This is a genomic window from Christiangramia fulva (assembly GCF_003024155.1).
GTDB lineage: Bacteria > Bacteroidota > Bacteroidia > Flavobacteriales > Flavobacteriaceae > Christiangramia > Christiangramia fulva.
In genome coordinates this window covers 2,908,079-2,928,302 of record NZ_CP028136.1, presented here as the reverse complement: position 1 = coordinate 2,928,302, position 20,224 = coordinate 2,908,079, and the positions used below count along the sequence as shown (strand labels likewise).

Here is a 20,224-nt window from a genome sequence, read left to right as displayed (position 1 = left end):
AAAAAAGTACAAATGAAAACGATAAAAGGACCTGCAGTTTTTTTAGCGCAGTTCATGGATGACAAAGAACCTTTTAATTCACTGGAAGGCTTATGCAAATGGGCTTCAGAATTGGGCTATAAAGGAATACAGATCCCCACCTGGGAAACCAGGTTGATCGACCTTAAAAAAGCTGCTGAGAGTAAAACCTATTCTGAAGAATTAAAAGGAAAAGTTGAATCATACGGACTTGAGATCACCGAGCTTAGTTCCCATTTACAGGGACAACTGGTCGCGGTGCATCCTGCTTATGATATTATGTTCGATAATTTTGCGCCAGACGAGTATAAAAATAATCCGAAGGAGCGCACCAAATGGGCGGTACAGCAACTAAAATATGCAGCCAAAGCCAGTAGAAACCTTGGATTGGACGTGCATGGAACTTTTAGTGGAGCTCTGCTCTGGCATACAGCCCATCCATGGCCCCAACGACCTGACGGCCTCCTGGAATTAGGATTTAAAGAACTGGCCGATCGCTGGATACCTATTTTAAATGAATTCGATGAGTGGGGAGTAGATGTATGTTATGAAATCCACCCGGGGGAAGACCTTCATGACGGGGTGACCTTTGAGAGATTCCTTGACGCTACCAACCATCATAAAAGGGTAAATATTCTTTATGATCCCAGTCATTTTATCCTTCAGCAACTGGATTATATTCAATATATCGACTTTTACCACGATTATATTAAAATGTTCCATGTTAAGGATGCCGAATTCAACCCAACAGGAAAAAAAGGAATGTTCGGCGGATATGCCGATTGGCGTGACCGCGCCGGAAGATACCGACATCCTGGAGACGGGCAGGTAGATTTTCAGACAATTTTTTCAAAACTTACGGAATACGGCTGTGATGTTTGGGCGGTTCTGGAGTGGGAATGCTGCATAAAATCTCCAGAGCAGGGTGCTCGTGAAGGAGCTCCATTTATTCAGAAACACATCATAGAAGCAACTCAAAAACGCTTTGATGATTTCGCAGGCTCAGAAATTGACGAAAATAAATTAAAACGAATCTTAGGATTAAAAAAAGACTAATTATGAAAAAACAGTTCTTAATATTAGCGTGCTCAGTTTTGGCCCTTACCGCCTGTAAAAACGAGAATAAAGAAAAAGAAGAGGAGAAATCACCTAATGAAAACAAGGAAATGGCTCAGGAAAACAATGAAAATAATGAATGGATAAGCCTCTTCAATGGTAAGAACCTTGAAGGCTGGAAGGTTTATGGGAAAGACAGTATTTCAGATCAATGGCAGGTTAAAGATGGTGCTATTGTTTTTGTACCTTCCGAAAAAGAAAAATCTGCAGAAAATCTTATTACAAAAGAACAATTTACCAGTTTTGAACTTTCTCTTGACTGGAAGATTTCCGAAGGAGGAAACAGCGGTGTTATGTACGCCGTTCAGGATAATCCTGAAAAATATAGTGAACCCTATATGACCGGCCCTGAAATCCAGATCCTCGATAATCAACGTCATCCAGATGCCAAAAACGGACCAAATCGTACTGCGGGAGCCTTATATGACCTTTACCCGCCAAGTAAAGATGTTACTAAACCGGCAGGAGAATGGAACCACGAGGTCATTAGAATAGATCATGAAAATAACCAGGGATCTGTGACGCTTAACGGCACCAAAATAGTTGAATTTCCGGCGCATGGTCCAGATTGGGATAAGCAGGTAGAAAATTCAAAATTCAAAGATTGGGAAGGTTTTGGAAAAAACCGAACAGGACATATTGCCTTACAGGATCATGGCCACAAAGTGTGGTTTAAAGACATTAAGATCAAACCTTTAGATTAATTAAATAAGGTTTTAATCGCTTTGCCTCCAACGAGTTTGATACTTTTTGGAGGCATTTTTATTAGTAGAAAAACCAGATTAAATTTAAAGAGTTCGAAGTTCAAGAGTTCCTGAAATGAGCGATTTCTACAAAAAAAGCAGTATTTTCAGGCAAAGAATATTTCCATGAATAGAATTAACATCAGCTTCAAAAATAACCGGGATCAGGTTTTAAAAGGTATCCTGGAATTACCTTTACATCAAAAACCTGAAAATTTTGCAGTTTTCGCTCATTGCTTTACCTGTAATAAAAATTTTCATGCGCCGGTTAACATCAGTAAAAGCCTTGCCTCAAGAGGCTACGGCGTGTTGCGCTTTGATTTTACCGGATTAGGAGAAAGTGAGGGTGAATTTTCAAACAGCGATTTTTCGGCAAATATCAATGATATAATTGCAGCCGTAAATTATCTCACCGAAGAATATTCTGCACCTTCCCTTCTTATTGGCCATTCTTTAGGAGGAGCCGCCGCACTTCTGGCTGCCCTGCAATTACCTTCAGTCAAAGCTGTGGTGAGCATTAACGCTCCGTCAAATCTGGAACATGTGAAGAATCATTTTCAGGGTAATATTGAGGAAATTAAAAAGAACGGATTTGCAAAGGTGAAGATTGGGGGAAGAGACTTTAAAATCACTTCAAATTTCGTAGAGGACCTGGAAAACAACAATAACCTGAGTAAAATCAACAACCTTCATAAAGCCTTATTGATCATGCATTCTCCACAGGATAAAATTGTTTCAATAAAGCATGCTGAAAGTCTATATATGGCGGCAAAACATCCAAAATCCTTTATTTCGCTCGACGGAAGTGACCATATGATTTCTTTAAAAAATGATGCTTTATATGTTGGGAATGTCATTTCAGCATGGGCTGAAAAATATATCGAATTTGGCTTAGAAAAAGTTGAGGCGCATGAACACCAGATCACGGCAAACCTTGGAAAAGATGGATATACTACTCAAATTTCCACAGGAAAGCATCATTTTATTGCCGATGAACCGGAAAGTTTTGGAGGTGAAGACCTTGGACCCAATCCCTACGAATTCGTTTCTGCCGGACTTGCAGCCTGCACTTCCATGACCGTGCAAATGTACGCAAGACATAAGGGATGGCTTCTGGAAAATATTGAAACAAAGGTGAGTTATGCGAAAGAGCATGCTGAAGATTGCCAGCATTGCGAAGATAAAAACACCAAATTAGATACTTTTCGAAGGAAAATAAAATTGGAAGGAAAGCTTGAAAAAACACAAATGGAAAAATTACTGGAAATAGCAAACAGGTGCCCGGTACATAAAACATTGAGTTCAAGTTCACAGATTATAACTACAAGCTCAGAAGCGGAAACCTAATATTAACGGCATTTTCGCAATGTTAAGCTATACTTAAAACTTTGGTGTTGGGGAGTTTTAGACTTAATTTAGTCCTTTAATTATTGAATTAAAACTAATCGAAACACTATGAAAAAAATCAGTTTATCTCTTATTTTTTGTGCGGGCCTACTTTTTATGGGTTGCAAAAATGAGAACAAAGAGAACAACGGAATGGAAGATCAATCAGATGTCGAAATGTCGGCTACTGATATGACTGAAGGCGCAGGCGCTGAAGCTGAAGCCGAAGTAAAAAAGGCTACCGCAGACCTTCAGGCTAAAAGCGGTTCCAACTTAAGCGGAACAGTAACTTTTACCCAGCAAAACGGAGAAGTAACAATGAAAGCTACCGTTAAAGGATTAAAAGAAGGCAAACATGCCATTCATATTCATGAAGCAGGAGATTGTTCAGCCGATGATGGAACTTCAGCAGGAGGACATTGGAATCCAACCAACGAACAGCATGGAAAATGGGGAAGCTCTGAGGGTTACCACAAAGGAGATATAGGAAATATTGAAGTTGGTGCCGATGGAACAGGAACTATAACCAGAACTACAGATGAGTGGTGTATTGGTTGTGATGATCCTAATAAGAACATTGTAGGTAAAGCTATCATCGTTCACCAGGGTGTTGATGATTTCACATCCCAGCCTTCTGGGGCAGCTGGAAAACGCGTAGGTTGCGGAGTGATCAAAAAAACAGAATAACAAGAATTATTTAAAATGAGAAAGGCGGCTTTTTGCCGCTTTTTTTATTTGCTTTTATCGCATATCTTTATTTTAAATAACCTCTATGCAGCAGGACGGCCTTATTTTGGCACTACAAAATAAAAATGAAAAAGCTTTTGAGCGCATTTATGAATTATATTCTGAAAGTATTTTTGGAATTATTTACAGTATCGTAAATGATGAAAAAATAGCCGAAGAAATTCTTCAGGATGTTTTTCTAAAAATTTGGGAAAATGCTTCTTCTTATAATTCTAAAAAAGGACGCTTCTTTACCTGGATCCTGAATATTGCACGGAATGCTTCCATAGACCAGTTAAGATCAAGAGGACATAAAAATTCATTGAAAAACCTCAAAGCTGAAACTTTCGTAGATATTTTAGAAAGCAGAAGTCATTTTATGGGAAAAGCCGATGCTATAGGCCTCGAAAAATATATAAATATTTTAAAACCGATTTGTAAAAAATTAATTGACCTGCTTTTCTTTAAAGGTTTTACTCAAAAAGAAACCGCAGAAGAGCTTGATATCCCCCTGGGAACCATAAAGACAAAAAATCGGGCGTGTATTAATAAACTTCGGGAAATGCTGAATACTTCAAATGGATAATATAGAAGAATACATATCATCTGGCATACTCGAATTGTATGTGTACGGCGCCCTGGACGAAAAGGAAAGCCGCGAGGTCTCTGAAGCGCTGGAGCAAAATCCCCAACTTAAGAAGGAAGTAGAAGAAATAGAACGTTCTTTACAGCAACTTTCCGCAGGAGTGGCCCCTCACAATCCGGCATCCCTACTAAAAGAGATCAGGCGTAAGCTTTCAAAAAATGACGTAAAAACAATTCCGCCAGAAAGAAAAACCCCATGGCCTTCATATATTGGGTGGGCAGCCAGTATTTTATTGTTTGTAGGCCTGTTTTTTATGATTAAAGAGAACAATGAATTAAGAGAACAGCTGAATTCAGAGCAGATCAAAAACACAAGAATAGAGCAACAAATTGTGGATGCCCGCGAAGATGCAGAAAATGCGAAAAATCTGCTTGCAGCCATTCGCAGCCGGGAAATTAGCAGGATCTCTTTGCAGGGACAAAAAGCTGCGCCGAAGGCTTTTGCAACGGTTTACTGGAATAAAGAAGAAAACAAAGCTTTTATAGATGCGAAAGAACTACCTCCTCCTCCTCGAGGAAAAGTTTACCAGGTCTGGTCTTTAAAGCTGAATCCGCTTACTCCAACAAGCATTGGCCTGCTGGAGAATTTTCAGAGTGATGAAAACAAAATTTTCAGCCTTGAAAATCCAAATGAATCGGAAGCATTCGGAATTACTCTGGAACCGGAAGGTGGAAGTAAATCTCCCAGCATGGACCAGTTATATGTACTAGGTACGGTAGCTTCGAATCCCTGATCAACAAATCGAAAATGGGGGATTTTGACCAGGCCGGAGAAATCTATTCAGATTTCAGGAATCCAGCCATTTCTTAAAATCCTTTACCCTTTCCCGGCTAACGATAAGCTGAAAATCATTAAAATCGGCAAGTTTTATTTCCAGACGTGAATTGGTAAAATGAACAATGTCTTTTATCGCTTCAATATTAATGATACACTTTCTATTTATGCGAAAGAATTTAGAAGGATCCAGTTCTTTTTCTACATTTTCAAGTGATATTTCCACCGGAAAATTCCTCCCTGAAAAACTATGGATAAACGAAGATTTATTTTCAGAATAAAAACACGCAATTTCCCTGACTTCCACAAGCCGAATATGCTGCCCTACCTGGGCCATAAAACGGGTTTTATAGGTTGAGCCATTCTGAAGTTTAAGAAGTGAACGAAGTTCGGCTACGGGAATGCCATTCTGGTCCTTCTGCTGTTCCCTGAATTTGTTTACAGCGCTTTCAAGCTCTTCCTCATCAATAGGTTTAAGTAAATAATCAATGCTATTCAGCTTAAATGCCTTTAAGGCATATTCATCATAAGCAGTAGTGAAAATTATCGGACTTCTAACCTGTACAAAATCAAAGATTTCAAAAGAAAGTCCGTCGCCTAGCTGAATATCGAGAAAGATAAGATCAGGATCAGGATTTTTATGGAACCATTCCACAGCTTCTGCTACCGAATGCAACATGGTTCCCGCCGAAATATCTATTCGCTCCAGCATTCTTTGCAATCGTCTAGCTGCCGGCTTTTCATCTTCAATGATAACTACTTCCATTATTCCCAGCGTTCGCGATTCTCTTTTTCCATATATTCCCTGATCTTTCTTTCTTCCCATTCCTTATTATAAAAAGGATTTATCCTGAAGACCTTTAAAGCCGAGAATAACATACCTATTCCCCAGCCAAAAGTAACCCACAGAAACCAGGGATAGGCCCATTTATTTGTGTAGTAATTGAGACCTGCCAAAAATAGATTAATGATCACGAATGAGAATAAATGCGTATAGAATTCGCGTAGTTCCTCTACCCTTTTTTTAGCATTTGAATAAGAATCTTGTGAATTTTCCATTTTAAAAATTTTTTGAATGTTCTTTTTCTATGATTTCCTTTATTTTTCGTTCTTCCCATTCTTTGCTAAGGAACGGGTTCCAATCAAAAACTTGTACTGCATGAAGGGCAAGGCCTAATCCCCAGCCGATTGCAGGAAAGATTACCCATACAAAATCAACGGTAAGATAATTGAAAACCGCCAGCGCCGGAATGACAATGAGATAGGCGATGAGATTCCCGTAAAAACCTTTTTCCTTTTTTACCTGTTCCCGGGCCCGGAGATAGGCGTTGTTGGTAATTTCGTCTTCATGCTTTGTTTTGACCTCCCTGACCTTTTTTGTTAATAGGGGCAATCGAACTTTAAAAGCACTTTTTGTTTTCAGTATTTCCAGTTTTCTTTCAGTGACAAGTGCATAGCGCTGGGTAATGTTTTTTAAGCCAACACCGCTGCCGCCATTCAAAATTTCCCGTGCTTGAAGATTATTTTCGACGATCAGGAAATTTCCTTCCTCGTAAATGCTAACAATCAACGGATTCTCTTTAGACACGCGGTTGTGCTTGATAGTATTTTCCAGGAGCAGTTGTAAGGAGAGCGGTACAATTTTGGCTTCAGAATTTTTCACATTTTCAGGAATATTAAAGACCAGGCCTTCTTCAAAGCGCACCTGCAAAAGTTCAGCATAGATCCTGGCAAATTTCAATTCCTCTTCCAGAGAAACCAATTCTTTATCTTTCTTTTCAAGCACATAACGATAGATTTTTGAAAGTGACCCGGTAAATTTCTGGGCCATCATAGGATTCTCTTCAATAAGGGAACTAAGAACATTCAAACTATTGAAGAGAAAATGAGGATCGAGTTGATTCTTTAAAGCCTCAAATTTTGCCGAAGCCGTACCTGCAATGATTTTCTGTTCCTTTACCTCTTTTTCCTGTAATGCCTTATAGAAATAAACCAAATGGAAGAAAAGAGAAACTATGGTTGTAAAAAGAAGTGGAAACAGATAATAACTTATATGCTCATTTTCCAAAAAACTTTCCAAGCTCTTGCCCTGGAAAATGGTCTCATCGACCATTCGGCAAAAGAAAAAACCTATCATCGTGAGCACGATCGAGCCTCCGGAAGCAAAAAATACTTTTTTTAAATTGGCATTTTCCCAGCCTATTTTCCTGCCGAAAATTGAAAAGAAGGTAGAGTTGATGAGAGTGAGCACAAAGCAATAGAAAAAATAAACTCCCCAGTAAATGGGATCTAAAAACTGTCTGAATTTAATACCCTTAAAAAGCGTGTCAATAAAAATGACCACCAGACAAATTATGATACTTATCTTTAATATTTTCAGAAGCGTTTTCATACATTTTTAATTTCTATTTCAAATTTGCACCATTAAAGAAATCTTACAAAAAATTAGATTCTGAACTGTCAAAATCATTTTCTGAACTGTATTTTCCTTTCTTCAGAAATCCTTCTGAAATTTAAATAATCTTTAACATAAAAATGAATATCTTAAAGGCTAAACCTTAAATTAAAATTAATGACCATTTTTGAAGCCCTGAGACAGGAACATGAGATCCAGCGAGATCTGATTGATAAATTATTAAAAACAGAAGGTAAAACTGAAGAGCGGGATAAAATTTTTAAACATTTAAAACACGAATTAAAGATACATGCTGAAGGGGAAGAACGCTTTTTTTATATTCCACTTATGAAAAAAGACCGCACACAGGAAAAAGCACGTCATAGCATCGCTGAGCATCATGATATGGACGAATTGGTAGAAGACCTCGAAGATACCCAAATGGATGCATCAAACTGGCTTAAAATAGCAAAAGACCTGGAACACCAGTTAATACATCATCTTGATGAAGAAGAACATGAAGTGTTTCAAATGGCGGGAAAAGCCCTTACCGAAAATCAGAAAACCGAACTTGCAAGTCAGTATAATAAATATATAAAGGAGAACAGGTAATCAAACCTTAGTTTACACCTTATCTTTCTCTATTTCCATGACTTTTTCGTGGCCTTTAAACGGACGGATAATTAACCTTGCGGCTTTTTCAAAATTGATATAATTATAGGTCCAGTTGAAGAAAGTTACGATCCTGTTTCTAAACCCTATTAAGAACCAGAGGTGCACGAACATCCAAACAAACCAGGCAAAAAACCCGGAAAATCGCCACTTATGAAGGTCTACCACTGCTTTGTTACGTCCTACGGTGGCCATAGTACCTTTATCTCTGTATTCAAACGGTTCTAATTTTTCGCCCCTGATAAGGTGTTTTAAGTTTTTTGCCAGGTGTTTTCCCTGCTGAATGGCAGGTTGGGCGACCATGGGATGGCCTTTGGGATAAGCTTCTGTTTTCATCAGCGCAATATCCCCGATGGCAAAAATATTTTCATACCCATGTATTTGATTGAAAGCATTGACGTCATAGCGATTTGCCTTTGCCACAATAGCTGAATCCTCCAGCCCTACAACAGGAGATCCCGTTACCCCCGCAGACCATATAAAAGTTTCAGTTTTTAAGGAGAGATCGGTATTGGTGGTCACCAAATGGCCATCATAATGTTCCACCATAGTATTCAGGTGGATTTTAACGCCCAGCTCTTCCAGGAATTTATGAGCTTTTTTTGAGGCATGTTCGCTCATGGGCGGCAAAACACGACCTAAACCCTCCAATAAATGAATATTCATTTCATTGGGATCTAGGTCAGGATAATCACGAGGAACAATATTGTTACGCAGCTCCGCAATAGCACCGCTGAGTTCTACACCTGTAGGACCTGCACCAACAAGTACAAAATTCAGCAAAGCCTTCCGTTTTTCAGAATCTTCAGTAATTGTGGCCTGCTCAAGGTTCTCCAGAATAAGACTTCTAATGTTGAGTGCCTGTGGGACGGTCTTCATCCACATTCCATGTTCTTCAATACTTTTATTTCCGAAGAAATTCGTTTTGGATCCGGTGGCAATAACCAGGTAATCATATACAAGGTCTCCAATACTTGTATGAATGGTATTGATTTTTGGTGATATAGATTTTACTTCCGTAAGCCTGAAAAAGCATTTTTTGCTGTCGCGGGTGATCTTTCGCAGCGGATATGCAATTGAATCCGGTTCCAGGCCTGAAGTGGAAACCTGGTACAGCAGCGGTTGGAAAGTATGATAGTTATGCCTGTCAAGCAAAACCATTTGCATATCTTCCTTCATAATTTTACGGGCAAGGGCCATACCTGCAAACCCTCCTCCAATTATCACAACTCTCGGCAATTCGGTTTTTGGTATATTCATTATCGTCGGGTTTGTTTCAAATTTAAGATTAAATAAAGGAAAGCGTTTCTCCTTAACTTTATATTAAAGATTTTTGTAACATAGCGAAGTTTTCAGCTACCTATAATAGCCTAACTATTTTTTGTGGATAAGGAATTAGAACATCAGTTTGTTACAAATCTGGAGAAACACCAGAATATTGCTCACAAGATCTGCCGTATCTATACCAATGACCAGGACTCGCATAATGATCTTTTTCAGGAGATCACTATTCAGCTGTGGAAGGCCTATCCCAAATTTAGGGGTGATTCAAAATTCAGCACCTGGATGTACCGGGTTGCTCTTAATACTGCCATTACTCTGTATAGAAAGAAAAAGCGCGGAATTAAAACACAGGATTATGAGTCGGTTCATTTTAAAATAAAGGCTGAAGATTATAACGACGAGGCCGAACAGCATTTAAAGCTAATGTATGACGCCATTCGCGAGCTCAATGACATTGAAAAGGCACTTGTTTTCCTGTACCTGGAAGATAAAAATTATGCCGAAATTTCAGAAACATTAGGTATAACCGAGGTGAATGCCAGAGTAAAAATGAATAGGATAAAAACAAAATTGAAAAATATTATTAATCCCTGAGTGCTATGGATGAGTTAGATCTTTTAAAGAGGGATTGGAAAAAGCAGGAAAAAAACCTGCCTCATCTTTCCTATGATGAAATCTACCGGATGATATGGAAGCGGTCTTCTTCTATCGTTAAATGGATCTTCATTATAAGTATTATTGAATTTTTGCTGGGTACTGTTTTGAATATTGTACTGGCCGATGATGACTACTGGAAGCGCATTGAAGAATTTGACCTCAAGGAATTTACCATCTGGGGTTATGTGATCAATTATATCATTACTTTTTATTTTCTCTATATCTTTTACCGCAATTATCGCCGGATTTCTGCCAACGATACCGTAAAAGGTTTGATGAAAAATATCCTGCACACCCGTAAAACTGTAAAATATTATATAGGGTTCGTATTGATCTCCAGCGGTCTCACTTTCCTGGTGGGACTTTATATAATCTTACATCACCATGCACTTACGGCAAATACTGAAACAGTATCAAATATGCATTTTGATACCCTTCAATGGTTCCTTTTTATCGGTGTTGTTATCCTGATTCTAGGCTTGGTTTTAGGAATAATTTGGCTCATATACCGCGTGATATACGGAATTTTATTGAAAAAGCTTTTAAGAAATTACCGGGAACTCAAAAACCTGGAAATGTAAAGGAAGTTTTTAAAGAAATTACAGTATCAGAAATTTTACTATTCTAGTATCCTCCCCAGCGGCGTTGCTCGTTGAGTTCCTCCATTGCGTCAAGTTCTTCGGCTGGAATGACTTTTAGGAAAGATGGATGCTGTTCAATGGCGTATTCTAATTTTTCTACGATCTCTTCGATACTTTCGTTCTCGTAGTCAATATTTAGCGGCTCTTTGATCTGAAATGTCTGCAGAATTCCTCTTTTTTTTATGCGCAGGCCTTTTCTGTCAAAAGATCTCCTGAAGCCATCAATAACAATGGGGATCACAATAGGTTTATGATTTTTGATAATATGGGCAGTTCCTTTGCGTATAGGTTTAAAGGGCCTGGTAGTTCCCTGCGGAAAAGTAATGACCCAGCCATCTTCAAGGGCCATACCTATATTTTCAGTATCATTTGGGTTGACCTTTCTTTTTATTTCTTTACCTTTTTCCCGCCAGGTTCTTTCTACAGTAACCGCACCGGCATAGGCCATGATGCGCGCCAGGAGTCCAGCCCTCATCGTTTCTTTCGCGGCTACATAATAGATATTGAGTTTTGGGTGCCAGATGTAACCTATATTTTTAATACTGTCTACCCTGCCGCTAAGGCTGGCGTTGAACACATGGAACATTGCTGTTACATCGGCAAAATAGGTCTGGTGGTTAGAAACGAACAGCACATTGGTATCGGGAAGATTTTTGATGATCTCTGAACCTTCGATTTGCAGTTCATTAAAACCGCGGTAGCGCCTATGGGTTAACAACCCAAAAATGCGGATAAGCCATTTTTTTAAAATGAGATAATGGCCAAACGGATTTTTTCTGAACAAGCCCATATATTATCTACAGTTTTTTTGCTTTAGCTAAGGCAATTTGAAAACCGGCAGCAAATATAGCGATTAAATTTTCTTCAATAATTCCCTAATTTCGCTTAACATCATTCCGGTAGCTCCCCAAACGATATGACCGTTGAGCTTATAAGCCGGAACCTCAATATCCACGGCATATGAAGTGGTTAAATTTTGGCTTACAAGGTTAGATTCATCAAGAAAATCGCTCAATTTCACTTCCAGGATCTCTTCCACTTCGGCTTCCTGCGGAATAAGTTTGGGAGTTTCTTCCATGATCCCGAGAAAAGGCTGAACCCAAAAGTTGGAAGGCGGAATATACAACCTGCTGAGTTCCTTTATAATTTCAATTTGCTCTCTTGGAATTCCCACTTCTTCTTCAGTTTCTCTCAGTGCGGTTTCCGCAAGATCAATGTCTTCCGGCTCTACCCTTCCGCCGGGAAATCCCACCTGGTTGGAATGTACGCCGCGGTAGGTCTTCCTCAAAATTAAAACAAGCCGCGTTTCTCCCTGAAGCCCCGGATAAAAAGTCGCCATGACACCGGCTTTCTGCGGATTTCTCTCATTTATATTAATAGCTTCCAGTTCTTTTATACGCTGCATCGGTGCCATTTTTTGATGAGCGGCTTCTCCCGGTAGCTGCATTTTTTTTATTTTTGGAATCCTGGTCTTAAAAATTTCAAATTCCATGTTCAAACGTCTTTCTGTAATTGCAATATTGATTTTTTTGCTTTGCGCAAGCTGTGAAGATAAGGATTCTTCTTCAAAAAACGCTGCAAAACCTACTCCCGAAGAACTGGCCGCACAACGTAAACAGGATTCCATCAAAAGAGCCCGGGACAGTATTTTTGAGTTGAGAAAAAAGGAACTGCAAAAAGAAGAAAAAAAGAACAAATTTGAGGAAAATCCCATGTTTCCAATAAAGCAGGAAGAGCTTATTCCCACTTTAAAAGAATATGGAAAGAAAAATCCGGAAACCAAGATTCGCATCAGGACGAGATTTGGTGATATTATTGTCCAGCTTTATAAAGATACGCCCCTGCACCGGGCCAATTTCATCATGCTAACTAAAAATGACTATTTTGATGACACCTATTTTCATCGTGTAGCTGAAGGATTTGTGATCCAGGGTGGAAATTCTGACAACCAGTCCACCGCCAGCATGCGTGCCGACGTGGGCCATTATTTGATCCCCAGTGAATTTAGTGCGGGCCATAAACATGATTACGGTGCATTTTCAATGGCCAAATATTCAGAACAGAATGTAAGCAAGGCCTCCTCACCGTTCGAATTTTTTATCGTGATGGACAAAAATGGCGCTCATCATCTGGACAATGAACACACCGTTTTTGGGCATGTTATTGAAGGAATGGATGTCGCGGAAAAGATCTCGAAAGTGAAAACTGTACAATCTGAATGGCCGCTCAAAAATATTGAAATGGACGTTGATGTGATTGACTAACTACTGCTGTGTATAGTAATTGTAATCGGTGATCACGCGCTGCACAAAATCAAAGGGTTTTTCTTCAGCTGAAACATCCATCAGTTCTTCAAGTTTTTTTCCTAAAGAAATGATGATATGATGATGGCCTGAAATTCGGGCTTTTTGAAAAAGATTCTTCACCTCCTGCATATCATTATCATTTAAAATGGTGACCTGCGGATATTTGGGTTGGTAATTTTCCGGAAGATCCACCATCAGCGTATGTTGAATGCCGGTTTTGCGTTTTTCAGAAATAACCGTGGTGCCTGCTGCGATATCCCCGAGACGTTGCCCTTTTCCGTTAAAAAGAATAGTGACAACAGCCACTCCCCCGCTACTTAAGCTAATATCGATAATTCTTAAAATCCATCTTACCAGGTAACTCGAAAAGGAAGGCCTGCTGCCATCTAGTTTTACTACTCTTAATTGTAAAAGTGCTTTTCCCGGCGTACGTCCGTCCCAGAAAGTTTCCCATAGTAAAAAGTACAAAAATGTGGGCAGCCCCAACACCAGATAGTTCATCCATTCCGCACCACGGCTTCCCGTAATTCCGGCAAGGATCATCCCTGCGAAAATCATATAAACCACATTGATGGCAAGGTCAACAAGGAAGGCTAGTATTCGCTCCCCTATTCCCGCCGCATTCTGTTCAATATTTATATTTTGAGCGGTTTCAATTTGAAAGTTATTCATTAAATATGTTTCTTTGAGTATTAATCAAACAAGAATGCGCGAGGCTGCTTTTCTACGGCAAAATAAAGATAAATGGGTTAAGTATGAAAGCCTCCTGGAAAATTCTAATGCCGTCTCCCCGCAACAAATTTCTGATATTTATGTGGAACTAAGCGATCACCTGAGCTACTCCAGAACCTATTACGGCTCGAGTAATACCACAAAATATCTTAACGGACTTGTTTCTGCAGCGCATCAAAAAATTTACCGGTCCAAAAAAGAGCCCGGGCACCGGATCATCAATTTTTTCACCAGGGAATTTCCCAATGAATTTTATCATTATCAAAAACAGTTGTTATTAAGTTTCCTCATTTTTCTTCTTTTTGGGATAATTGGAGCTTATAGTTCAGCTACCGACGGTGCTTTTGTTAGGTCGATTATGGGGGATGCCTATGTGAATATGACCCTCGAAAACATCGCGAACAATGATCCCATGGCGGTTTATAAACAGGCAGCCAATACCGATATGTTCCTTGGTATCACCATCAATAACATCAAAGTTTCACTGATGGTCTTTTCATTAGGTGTTCTTGCCGGGCTGGGGACCGTCCTGCTGCTCATACAAAACGCGATCATGCTGGGAAGTTTTCAGTATTTCTTTTTCGATAAAGGATTGCTGTGGGAATCGGCCAGGACCATATGGATCCATGGAACCATTGAAATTTCGGTGATCATTGTGGCCGGTTGTGCCGGATTGGTGGTAGGAAAGAGCATTCTTTTTCCAGGTACCTATTCCCGGCTGAATTCTTTTACCCGTGGTATTAAAAGCGGGCTCAAAATAGTGGTAAGCACTATTCCTTTTTTTGTCATTGCGGGATTTCTGGAAGGCTTCGTGACCCGAATTACCAATATGCCGGACTGGCTGGCTATTTTGATCATCGCTGCTTCCATGGTTTTAATCCTTTTTTACTACGTATTCTATCCAATATATCTATTTAAAAAAAATAATAATGCACGGGGAATTTATTCAGTTTAAAAAAGAACGCGAACTTGGGGAGATCCTGAGTATTATCTTCAAATTTGTGAGGGAGAATTATAAAGAAATGGGCAAAATGCTGCTGAAGTTTTCGGGACCCGCGTTCTTAATTCTTGTTGCTGCCCTGGCATACTATTCCTGGTCTGCAGTAGGACTTTCCCTGTTCGCGATCTCTAACGAGGGCTCCGGATTTATATTTTCACTCATTATTCTCCTCATCGCTTATTTGCTATACGTCACTTCCATAACGGGCACTATTTACCATTCCATCCTTTCTTATATGAATAATGAAGGGCAAATTAAGAGTTCAGATGTTGCGATAGGAATGAAAAGCGATTTTGGAAAATTGCTGATACTTCTCCTGATCTCCTGGATCCTGATATTCGCAGGAATAATGCTTTTTTTAATACCGGGAATTTACATTGCAGTTCCTTTAAGCCTCGCCCCGGCAGTTCTGGTTTTCAGAAGACAAAGCCTTAGCGACAGTATCTCTGATTGCTTTCAGCTGGTAAAGAATAACTGGTGGATGACTTTTGCCACCATTTTATGCATAGGATTACTGGTGTATCTTATCGGATTGGTTTTTCAAATTCCGGCGATCATCTATTTTGTTATAAAAATGATCACCATGGCACAACAGGGTTCTGCAGCAGATCCTACAGCAATGTTGGGTACAGGTTACATCGTTATAAGTGTCATTTCTTCCATGATACAGTACATCGTTTACAGCATCATGCCAATCGGCTTCGCTTTTGTCTATTTTAATCTGAATGAAAAAAAGCATTTTACAGGCACTTATGAAAGCATTCAGAATTTGGGAAATAACCAGTAGATCTTGAGAAATTTTCTTTATATAAGTATTCTTTTTCTTTTTTTTCTTGATGCACATTCACAGGAAAAAGATTCCCTTGCTCCTGCTGAAATCAGAATCGACAAAACAGAAAATCTCTCGCCGGTAAGCTTTAATCAGGAAAAACTGAAAGAAATTAAAAAAGATAATGCTTTCAATTATCTGAATGCCCGGGAAAAAGAAAACTGGTGGACCCGTTTTAAAAGTTGGGTAAATGCAAAATGGAACCAGTTTCTCGGCTGGCTTTTTGGAGAATACAGCCCGGGAAGCTTTATGAGTGTTCTGTTTGAAATTTTACCTTATCTGCTTTTACTGTGCTTTTTTGCACTGGTAATCTGGTTGTTCTCAAGGTTAAATCCCGGCCGAAAAATGATGCAGACTTCTGAAAAAAATGAGGTTTTTTTATCAAAGGAAGAAGAACTTGTAAAAAGTAAAGATTTGCCTTCTTTGCTTAAAGAAGCTGTTAAAGCCGGCAATTTCAGACTTGCCGTAAGGTATTATTTTCTGAATGAACTTCGGAAAATGGATAATCTCGGCATCATTAATTATGAATTTCAGAAAACCAATCATGATTATTTCAAAGAAATTGAAGATCCCGCACTGAATGCCGAATTTGTTCTTATTACCCGATTTTATGAATTTATCTGGTACGGAAGTTTTAAAGTTACCGAGAAAGATTTCAGAATAGCTGAAAAAGAATTTCAGAAAATAGATCGAACGCTACAAACTTTCCGTCCTTGAGCAAAACCTATAAAATAGCGCTGGTCCTCTTCCTTTTACTGGTAATTTCCCTGGTATGGCTGGAAACAAGCGAGCCCGAACCGGTAAACTGGAATCCAAGTTATACTGCGGTAGACAAGATTGCCCTGGGCTCCTATGTGTTCTTTGAAAGCTGGAAAGAAGCAACAGACAGCCTGGAAAAGATAAACATTCCGCCTTACGAATACCTGAATAACAAACCTGATAACGGAACCTACTTTTTCCTCAATGATTTTATAGATTTTGATGATGCTGAACTCGATGATCTTTTAAACTGGGTTTCAAAAGGAAATAAACTTTTTATTGCTTCCAACGGATTTTCAACCAATCTTTTGGATACGCTTAAGTTGAAAGTTTCCAATTATTACAGTAAAGAAGGATTTACCTCCAGGCCGGCGCTTAACCTTTCCAATGCTCATCTTAAACTTGATTCGCCTAAACTTTTTGACCAGGATCTTTCGGGGATCTATTTTTCAAAAATTGATACCCTGAAACAGGTGGTTTTAGGAACGGCCAGTTTCGGAAAAAAAGAAAAGGAAGAAAAGGTCAATTTCATAAAAACCGGTTTTGGAGATGGGGAAATCTACCTGCATACAACTCCACAGGCTTTCAGTAACTATTTTTTACTGAAAAATTCAAATTTTGAATATGTGCAGTCTCTCCTTGCCTATCTTGCCGGGGATCACATACTCTGGGATGCCTACTATAAATCGGGGAAAACCTTTTTTACTTCGCCGCTTTACATGCTTTTGAGCAATCGTTCGCTTCGCTGGGCTTACTATTTTGTCATTATCGCGGCCATACTTTTTGTGCTTTTTGAAGGTAAACGCCGTCAACGGCCAATTCCAGTAGTCGAGCCTTTAAAGAACAAATCTTATGAGTATACTGAAACTATTTCGCAGTTGTTTCTTGAAAGAGGAAAATATTACGAACTGGGAATGAAAAAGATCAATCTGTTCCTTGAATTTATCAGGACAAATTACCAGATCAGCACCAGGGAGCTGAATGAGGATTTTTACAGGAACCTCGCTTCAAAAAGCGGAAATACCTATAAAGAAACACAGGCCCTTTTCGAAAGAATCTTTAATTTTCAGCAAAATACAGATGCTGATAAAGATGAATTTCACGAGCTAAGCAAAAGCATCAATAATTTTAAACAAAAAGATGGAAAAACAGGAGAATAGTCCTAAGGAAGAACTGAATTTCGAAAACAGAATTCCCCTTGACCAGTTAAAAGAATCTGTAAATAAACTCAAAGATCAGCTGGCAAAGATCATTGTTGGCCAGGAAGAGTTCGTGGAACTGCTAATTGCGGGGCTGCTTTCCAACGGCCATGTTTTGATCGAAGGAGTTCCCGGTGTGGCTAAAACAATTACGGCCAAACTTTTTGCTCGCTGTTTAAAAACCGGTTTCAGCAGGATCCAGTTTACCCCGGACCTCATGCCCAGTGATGTGCTTGGAACCTCTGTTTTTAATATGAAAACATCAGAATTCGATTTTAAATTCGGACCGATTTTTTCGAATATTATCCTCATTGATGAAATCAACCGGGCTCCTGCAAAAACACAGGCGGCACTTTTTGAGGTTATGGAGGAAAGGCAGATCACCATCGACGGCAAAATGTATAAAATGGAGCAGCCTTTTATGGTGCTTGCCACTCAGAATCCCATCGAGCAGGAAGGGACTTACGCCCTGCCCGAAGCGCAACTGGATCGTTTTCTCTTTAAAATAAAAGTTGATTATCCCAATAAAAAGGATGAAATTAAAATTCTGCAGACGCATCATGAACGAAAGGGCAGGCTTCCGGAAGAAGAGATCGGGGCGGTCCTGGATCCGCAAAAAATAGCTGAATTGCGCTCACAGATTTTCGAAATTGTCGTCGAAGAAAAGCTGCTGGGTTATATTGCCGAAATTGTGACAAAAACCAGGTCGCATCCACATCTTTACCTTGGAGCCAGCCCGCGTGCTTCAATTGCGGTTATGAATGCTTCCAAGGCTTTTGCCGCAATAGACGGCCGCGATTTTGTGATCCCGGAAGACATTAAAAAAGCTTTGAAACCGGTTCTCGCACACAGGCTCATTCTTTCCCCCGACCGGGAAATGGAAGGAATGACTACTGCAGGCGTGATAGATATGATTGTACAGTCAGTTGAAATCCCGCGCTAGTGATCAATTTCATCAAATCATTATATCTGGGAAAAAGGCTTTTTTATGCACTCTTTGGTATATCAATGCTCTTCCTTTTTTCCTTCTGGTTTGAAATTCTTTATAGCATTTCCTGGGTCTTAATTGTTGTTCTGGGACTTATTTTTCTTACCGATCTTGTCATGCTTTACCGCACTGGAGGAGTAACTGCCAGCAGGATTCTTCCGGAAAAATTCTCGAATTCTGATGAAAACCGGGTAGAAATTATCATTACGAATCTGTATGATTTTCCATTAAATTCTGAAGTAATTGATGAGATTCCTGTACAGTTTCAGAAAAGGGATTTTTTAAAACAATTATACCTTCCGGTCTCGAAAAGAGTTGTTTTTGACTATTATTTGAAGCCTCTGAACCGCGGGGAATATACTTTCGGAAATTTGAACATTTTTGTCTTCACAAAGATCAGACTGGTAAAAAGGCGTTTCGTTTTCAGTAAAGATCAGATGGTGAAGGTTTATCCTTCTTTTATCCAGATGAAAAAGCTCGATTTTCTGGCTCTCGACCGCAAAATTTCCCTTCAGGGACTTAAGAAAATCAGGCGCATTGGTCATACCATGGAATTTGAGCAGATCAAAGAATACGTGAGGGGCGATGATGTGCGCACCATCAACTGGAAAGCCACCGCCAAGAAAAAAGACCTGATGGTCAACCAGTTCCAGGATGAACGGGTACAGCCAATTTATTCGGTTATCGATGCGGGAAGGGTAATGAAAATGCCTTTTGCAGGCTTGAGTTTACTGGATTATTCTATTAACAGTTCACTGGCTTTTTCAAATGTTGCCCTTAAAAAGAAAGATCGTGTGGGACTGATCTCATTTTCGAGAAAAATAGATTCTTTTTTAAAAGCCAATGCCCGACTTCCGCAGCTAAACCGGATCATGGAAAGCCTGTATAATATCAATACCGGATTTTACGACAGTGATTTCGGAATGTTGTATGCTCAGCTTAAAAAGCATGTGACTCAACGAAGTCTTGTTATGCTTTATACCAATTTCGAACATATTTCGGCTTTGCAACGCCAACTGCCATTTTTAAAAGCCATTGCGAAAAATCATCTGCTTGTGGTGATCTTTTTCGAAAATACCGAGGTAAAAAAACTCACATTAAGCGATCCGAAGAATCTCAGCGAAAGTGCGCGTCAAACCCTTGCTGAGCAGTTTACCCATGATAAAATATTCATGGCACGGGAATTTCAGAAACACGGGATTCAGGCTGTTCTCACATCACCTCAGGAGCTTAGCGTAAGTGCAATAAATAAGTATCTTGAAATTAAAGCCAGGGGACTACTTTGACAATTTTACAGTTCAGAGAAAGAAAATTACAGTTCGGTTAGAATTTTTTTATTTATAACCGAACCGG

23 protein-coding genes are annotated in these 20,224 nt (G+C 39.4%); 16 read left to right on the top strand and 7 right to left on the bottom strand.

Annotation, left to right across the window (positions count from 1 at the left end):
* The first annotated feature begins 12 nt into the window (after positions 1 to 12).
* From C7S20_RS13075 to C7S20_RS13050, 6 genes are all read left to right on the top strand, one after another.
* A complete protein-coding gene (locus C7S20_RS13075) occupies positions 13 to 1,074 on the top strand; it encodes a sugar phosphate isomerase/epimerase family protein (protein ID WP_107014237.1) in 1,062 nt (353 codons plus the stop codon).
* A gap of 2 nt (positions 1,075 to 1,076) precedes the next feature.
* Positions 1,077 to 1,838: a 3-keto-disaccharide hydrolase gene (locus C7S20_RS13070; protein ID WP_107012885.1), complete on the top strand. Its 762-nt coding sequence runs from the start codon at positions 1,077 to 1,079 to the stop codon at positions 1,836 to 1,838.
* 165 nt (positions 1,839 to 2,003) lie between these two features.
* Positions 2,004 to 3,224, top strand: a complete 1,221-nt coding sequence (locus C7S20_RS13065; protein WP_107012884.1) for a bifunctional alpha/beta hydrolase/OsmC family protein — start codon at positions 2,004 to 2,006, stop codon at positions 3,222 to 3,224.
* 108 nt (positions 3,225 to 3,332) lie between these two features.
* Positions 3,333 to 3,950, top strand: a complete 618-nt coding sequence (locus C7S20_RS13060; RefSeq protein ID WP_107012883.1) for a superoxide dismutase family protein — start codon at positions 3,333 to 3,335, stop codon at positions 3,948 to 3,950.
* 85 nt (positions 3,951 to 4,035) lie between these two features.
* Positions 4,036 to 4,575, top strand: coding sequence for an RNA polymerase sigma factor (locus tag C7S20_RS13055; protein ID WP_107012882.1), 540 nt, complete (start codon positions 4,036 to 4,038; stop codon positions 4,573 to 4,575).
* A complete protein-coding gene (locus tag C7S20_RS13050) occupies positions 4,568 to 5,368 on the top strand; it encodes an anti-sigma factor (RefSeq protein ID WP_107012881.1) in 801 nt (266 codons plus the stop codon). Before C7S20_RS13055 ends, C7S20_RS13050 begins: the two co-directional genes overlap by 8 nt.
* 54 nt (positions 5,369 to 5,422) lie before the next feature.
* On the opposite strand, the gene C7S20_RS13045 is transcribed toward C7S20_RS13050, so the two are convergent.
* Genes C7S20_RS13045 through C7S20_RS13035 form a run of 3 tightly spaced genes read right to left on the bottom strand, consistent with a single transcriptional unit; the run spans position 5,423 to position 7,801 of the window.
* Positions 5,423 to 6,175 (bottom strand): LytR/AlgR family response regulator transcription factor, encoded by a 753-nt coding sequence (locus C7S20_RS13045; RefSeq protein ID WP_107014236.1) that lies wholly within the window; start codon positions 6,173 to 6,175, stop codon positions 5,423 to 5,425.
* Entirely contained in the window at positions 6,175 to 6,468 is a 294-nt protein-coding gene (locus C7S20_RS13040) for a 2TM domain-containing protein (protein ID WP_107012880.1), read from the bottom strand. The genes C7S20_RS13045 and C7S20_RS13040 overlap by 1 nt, the downstream gene beginning before the upstream one ends.
* A 1-nt stretch (position 6,469) precedes the next feature.
* Positions 6,470 to 7,801 (bottom strand): 2TM domain-containing protein, encoded by a 1,332-nt coding sequence (locus C7S20_RS13035; RefSeq protein ID WP_107012879.1) that lies wholly within the window; start codon positions 7,799 to 7,801, stop codon positions 6,470 to 6,472.
* A 180-nt stretch (positions 7,802 to 7,981) separates the two neighbouring features.
* Between C7S20_RS13035 and C7S20_RS13030 the strand changes: the two genes are divergently transcribed.
* Complete coding sequence (locus tag C7S20_RS13030; RefSeq protein ID WP_107012878.1) at positions 7,982 to 8,416, top strand: hemerythrin domain-containing protein; 435 nt, start codon at positions 7,982 to 7,984, stop codon at positions 8,414 to 8,416.
* Positions 8,417 to 8,428: 12 nt separating this feature from the next.
* Here the strand turns inward: C7S20_RS13030 and C7S20_RS13025 are convergent, their stop codons facing one another.
* Positions 8,429 to 9,736 carry an NAD(P)/FAD-dependent oxidoreductase gene (locus tag C7S20_RS13025; protein WP_107012877.1) on the bottom strand — a complete coding sequence of 436 codons (1,308 nt, stop codon included), beginning with the start codon at positions 9,734 to 9,736 and terminating at the stop codon, positions 8,429 to 8,431.
* A 123-nt stretch (positions 9,737 to 9,859) separates the two neighbouring features.
* Between C7S20_RS13025 and C7S20_RS13020 the strand changes: the two genes are divergently transcribed.
* On the top strand, positions 9,860 to 10,354 hold the full coding sequence (locus C7S20_RS13020; RefSeq protein WP_107012876.1) for an RNA polymerase sigma factor: 495 nt from the start codon (positions 9,860 to 9,862) through the stop codon (positions 10,352 to 10,354).
* 5 nt (positions 10,355 to 10,359) lie between these two features.
* Positions 10,360 to 10,998, top strand: coding sequence for a hypothetical protein (locus tag C7S20_RS13015; RefSeq protein ID WP_107012875.1), 639 nt, complete (start codon positions 10,360 to 10,362; stop codon positions 10,996 to 10,998).
* A 43-nt stretch (positions 10,999 to 11,041) separates the two neighbouring features.
* Here C7S20_RS13015 and C7S20_RS13010 read toward each other — a convergent pair whose 3' ends face one another.
* A complete protein-coding gene (locus tag C7S20_RS13010; protein ID WP_107012874.1) occupies positions 11,042 to 11,848 on the bottom strand; it encodes a lysophospholipid acyltransferase family protein in 807 nt (268 codons plus the stop codon).
* 63 nt (positions 11,849 to 11,911) lie between these two features.
* Entirely contained in the window at positions 11,912 to 12,550 is a 639-nt protein-coding gene (locus tag C7S20_RS13005) for an NUDIX hydrolase (protein WP_107012873.1), read from the bottom strand.
* Between C7S20_RS13005 and C7S20_RS13000 the strand changes: the two genes are divergently transcribed.
* Positions 12,549 to 13,322, top strand: coding sequence for a peptidylprolyl isomerase (locus tag C7S20_RS13000; protein ID WP_107012872.1), 774 nt, complete (start codon positions 12,549 to 12,551; stop codon positions 13,320 to 13,322). The genes C7S20_RS13005 and C7S20_RS13000 overlap by 2 nt on opposite strands.
* Here the strand turns inward: C7S20_RS13000 and C7S20_RS12995 are convergent, their stop codons facing one another.
* The gene (locus C7S20_RS12995; protein ID WP_107012871.1) at positions 13,323 to 14,036 is read right to left on the bottom strand and encodes an RDD family protein; all 714 of its coding nucleotides are present in this window, start codon (positions 14,034 to 14,036) and stop codon (positions 13,323 to 13,325) included. It lies immediately after the preceding gene.
* Between the two features lie 34 nt (positions 14,037 to 14,070).
* Between C7S20_RS12995 and C7S20_RS12990 the strand changes: the two genes are divergently transcribed.
* The 6 genes from C7S20_RS12990 to C7S20_RS12965 are packed head-to-tail and all read left to right on the top strand — an operon-like array spanning position 14,071 to position 20,157.
* The gene (locus C7S20_RS12990; RefSeq protein WP_107012870.1) at positions 14,071 to 15,051 is read left to right on the top strand and encodes a stage II sporulation protein M; all 981 of its coding nucleotides are present in this window, start codon (positions 14,071 to 14,073) and stop codon (positions 15,049 to 15,051) included.
* The gene (locus tag C7S20_RS12985) at positions 15,026 to 15,883 is read left to right on the top strand and encodes a hypothetical protein (RefSeq protein ID WP_107012869.1); all 858 of its coding nucleotides are present in this window, start codon (positions 15,026 to 15,028) and stop codon (positions 15,881 to 15,883) included. The genes C7S20_RS12990 and C7S20_RS12985 overlap by 26 nt, the downstream gene beginning before the upstream one ends.
* Before the next feature lie 3 nt (positions 15,884 to 15,886).
* Positions 15,887 to 16,642 (top strand): DUF4129 domain-containing protein, encoded by a 756-nt coding sequence (locus C7S20_RS12980; protein WP_107012868.1) that lies wholly within the window; start codon positions 15,887 to 15,889, stop codon positions 16,640 to 16,642.
* Positions 16,639 to 17,844: a DUF4350 domain-containing protein gene (locus tag C7S20_RS12975; RefSeq protein ID WP_107012867.1), complete on the top strand. Its 1,206-nt coding sequence runs from the start codon at positions 16,639 to 16,641 to the stop codon at positions 17,842 to 17,844. The genes C7S20_RS12980 and C7S20_RS12975 overlap by 4 nt, the downstream gene beginning before the upstream one ends.
* Positions 17,825 to 18,826 carry an AAA family ATPase gene (locus C7S20_RS12970; RefSeq protein WP_107012866.1) on the top strand — a complete coding sequence of 334 codons (1,002 nt, stop codon included), beginning with the start codon at positions 17,825 to 17,827 and terminating at the stop codon, positions 18,824 to 18,826. Before C7S20_RS12975 ends, C7S20_RS12970 begins: the two co-directional genes overlap by 20 nt.
* A complete protein-coding gene (locus tag C7S20_RS12965) occupies positions 18,826 to 20,157 on the top strand; it encodes a DUF58 domain-containing protein (RefSeq protein ID WP_227009009.1) in 1,332 nt (443 codons plus the stop codon). The genes C7S20_RS12970 and C7S20_RS12965 overlap by 1 nt, the downstream gene beginning before the upstream one ends.
* Positions 20,158 to 20,224: the final 67 nt, after the last annotated feature.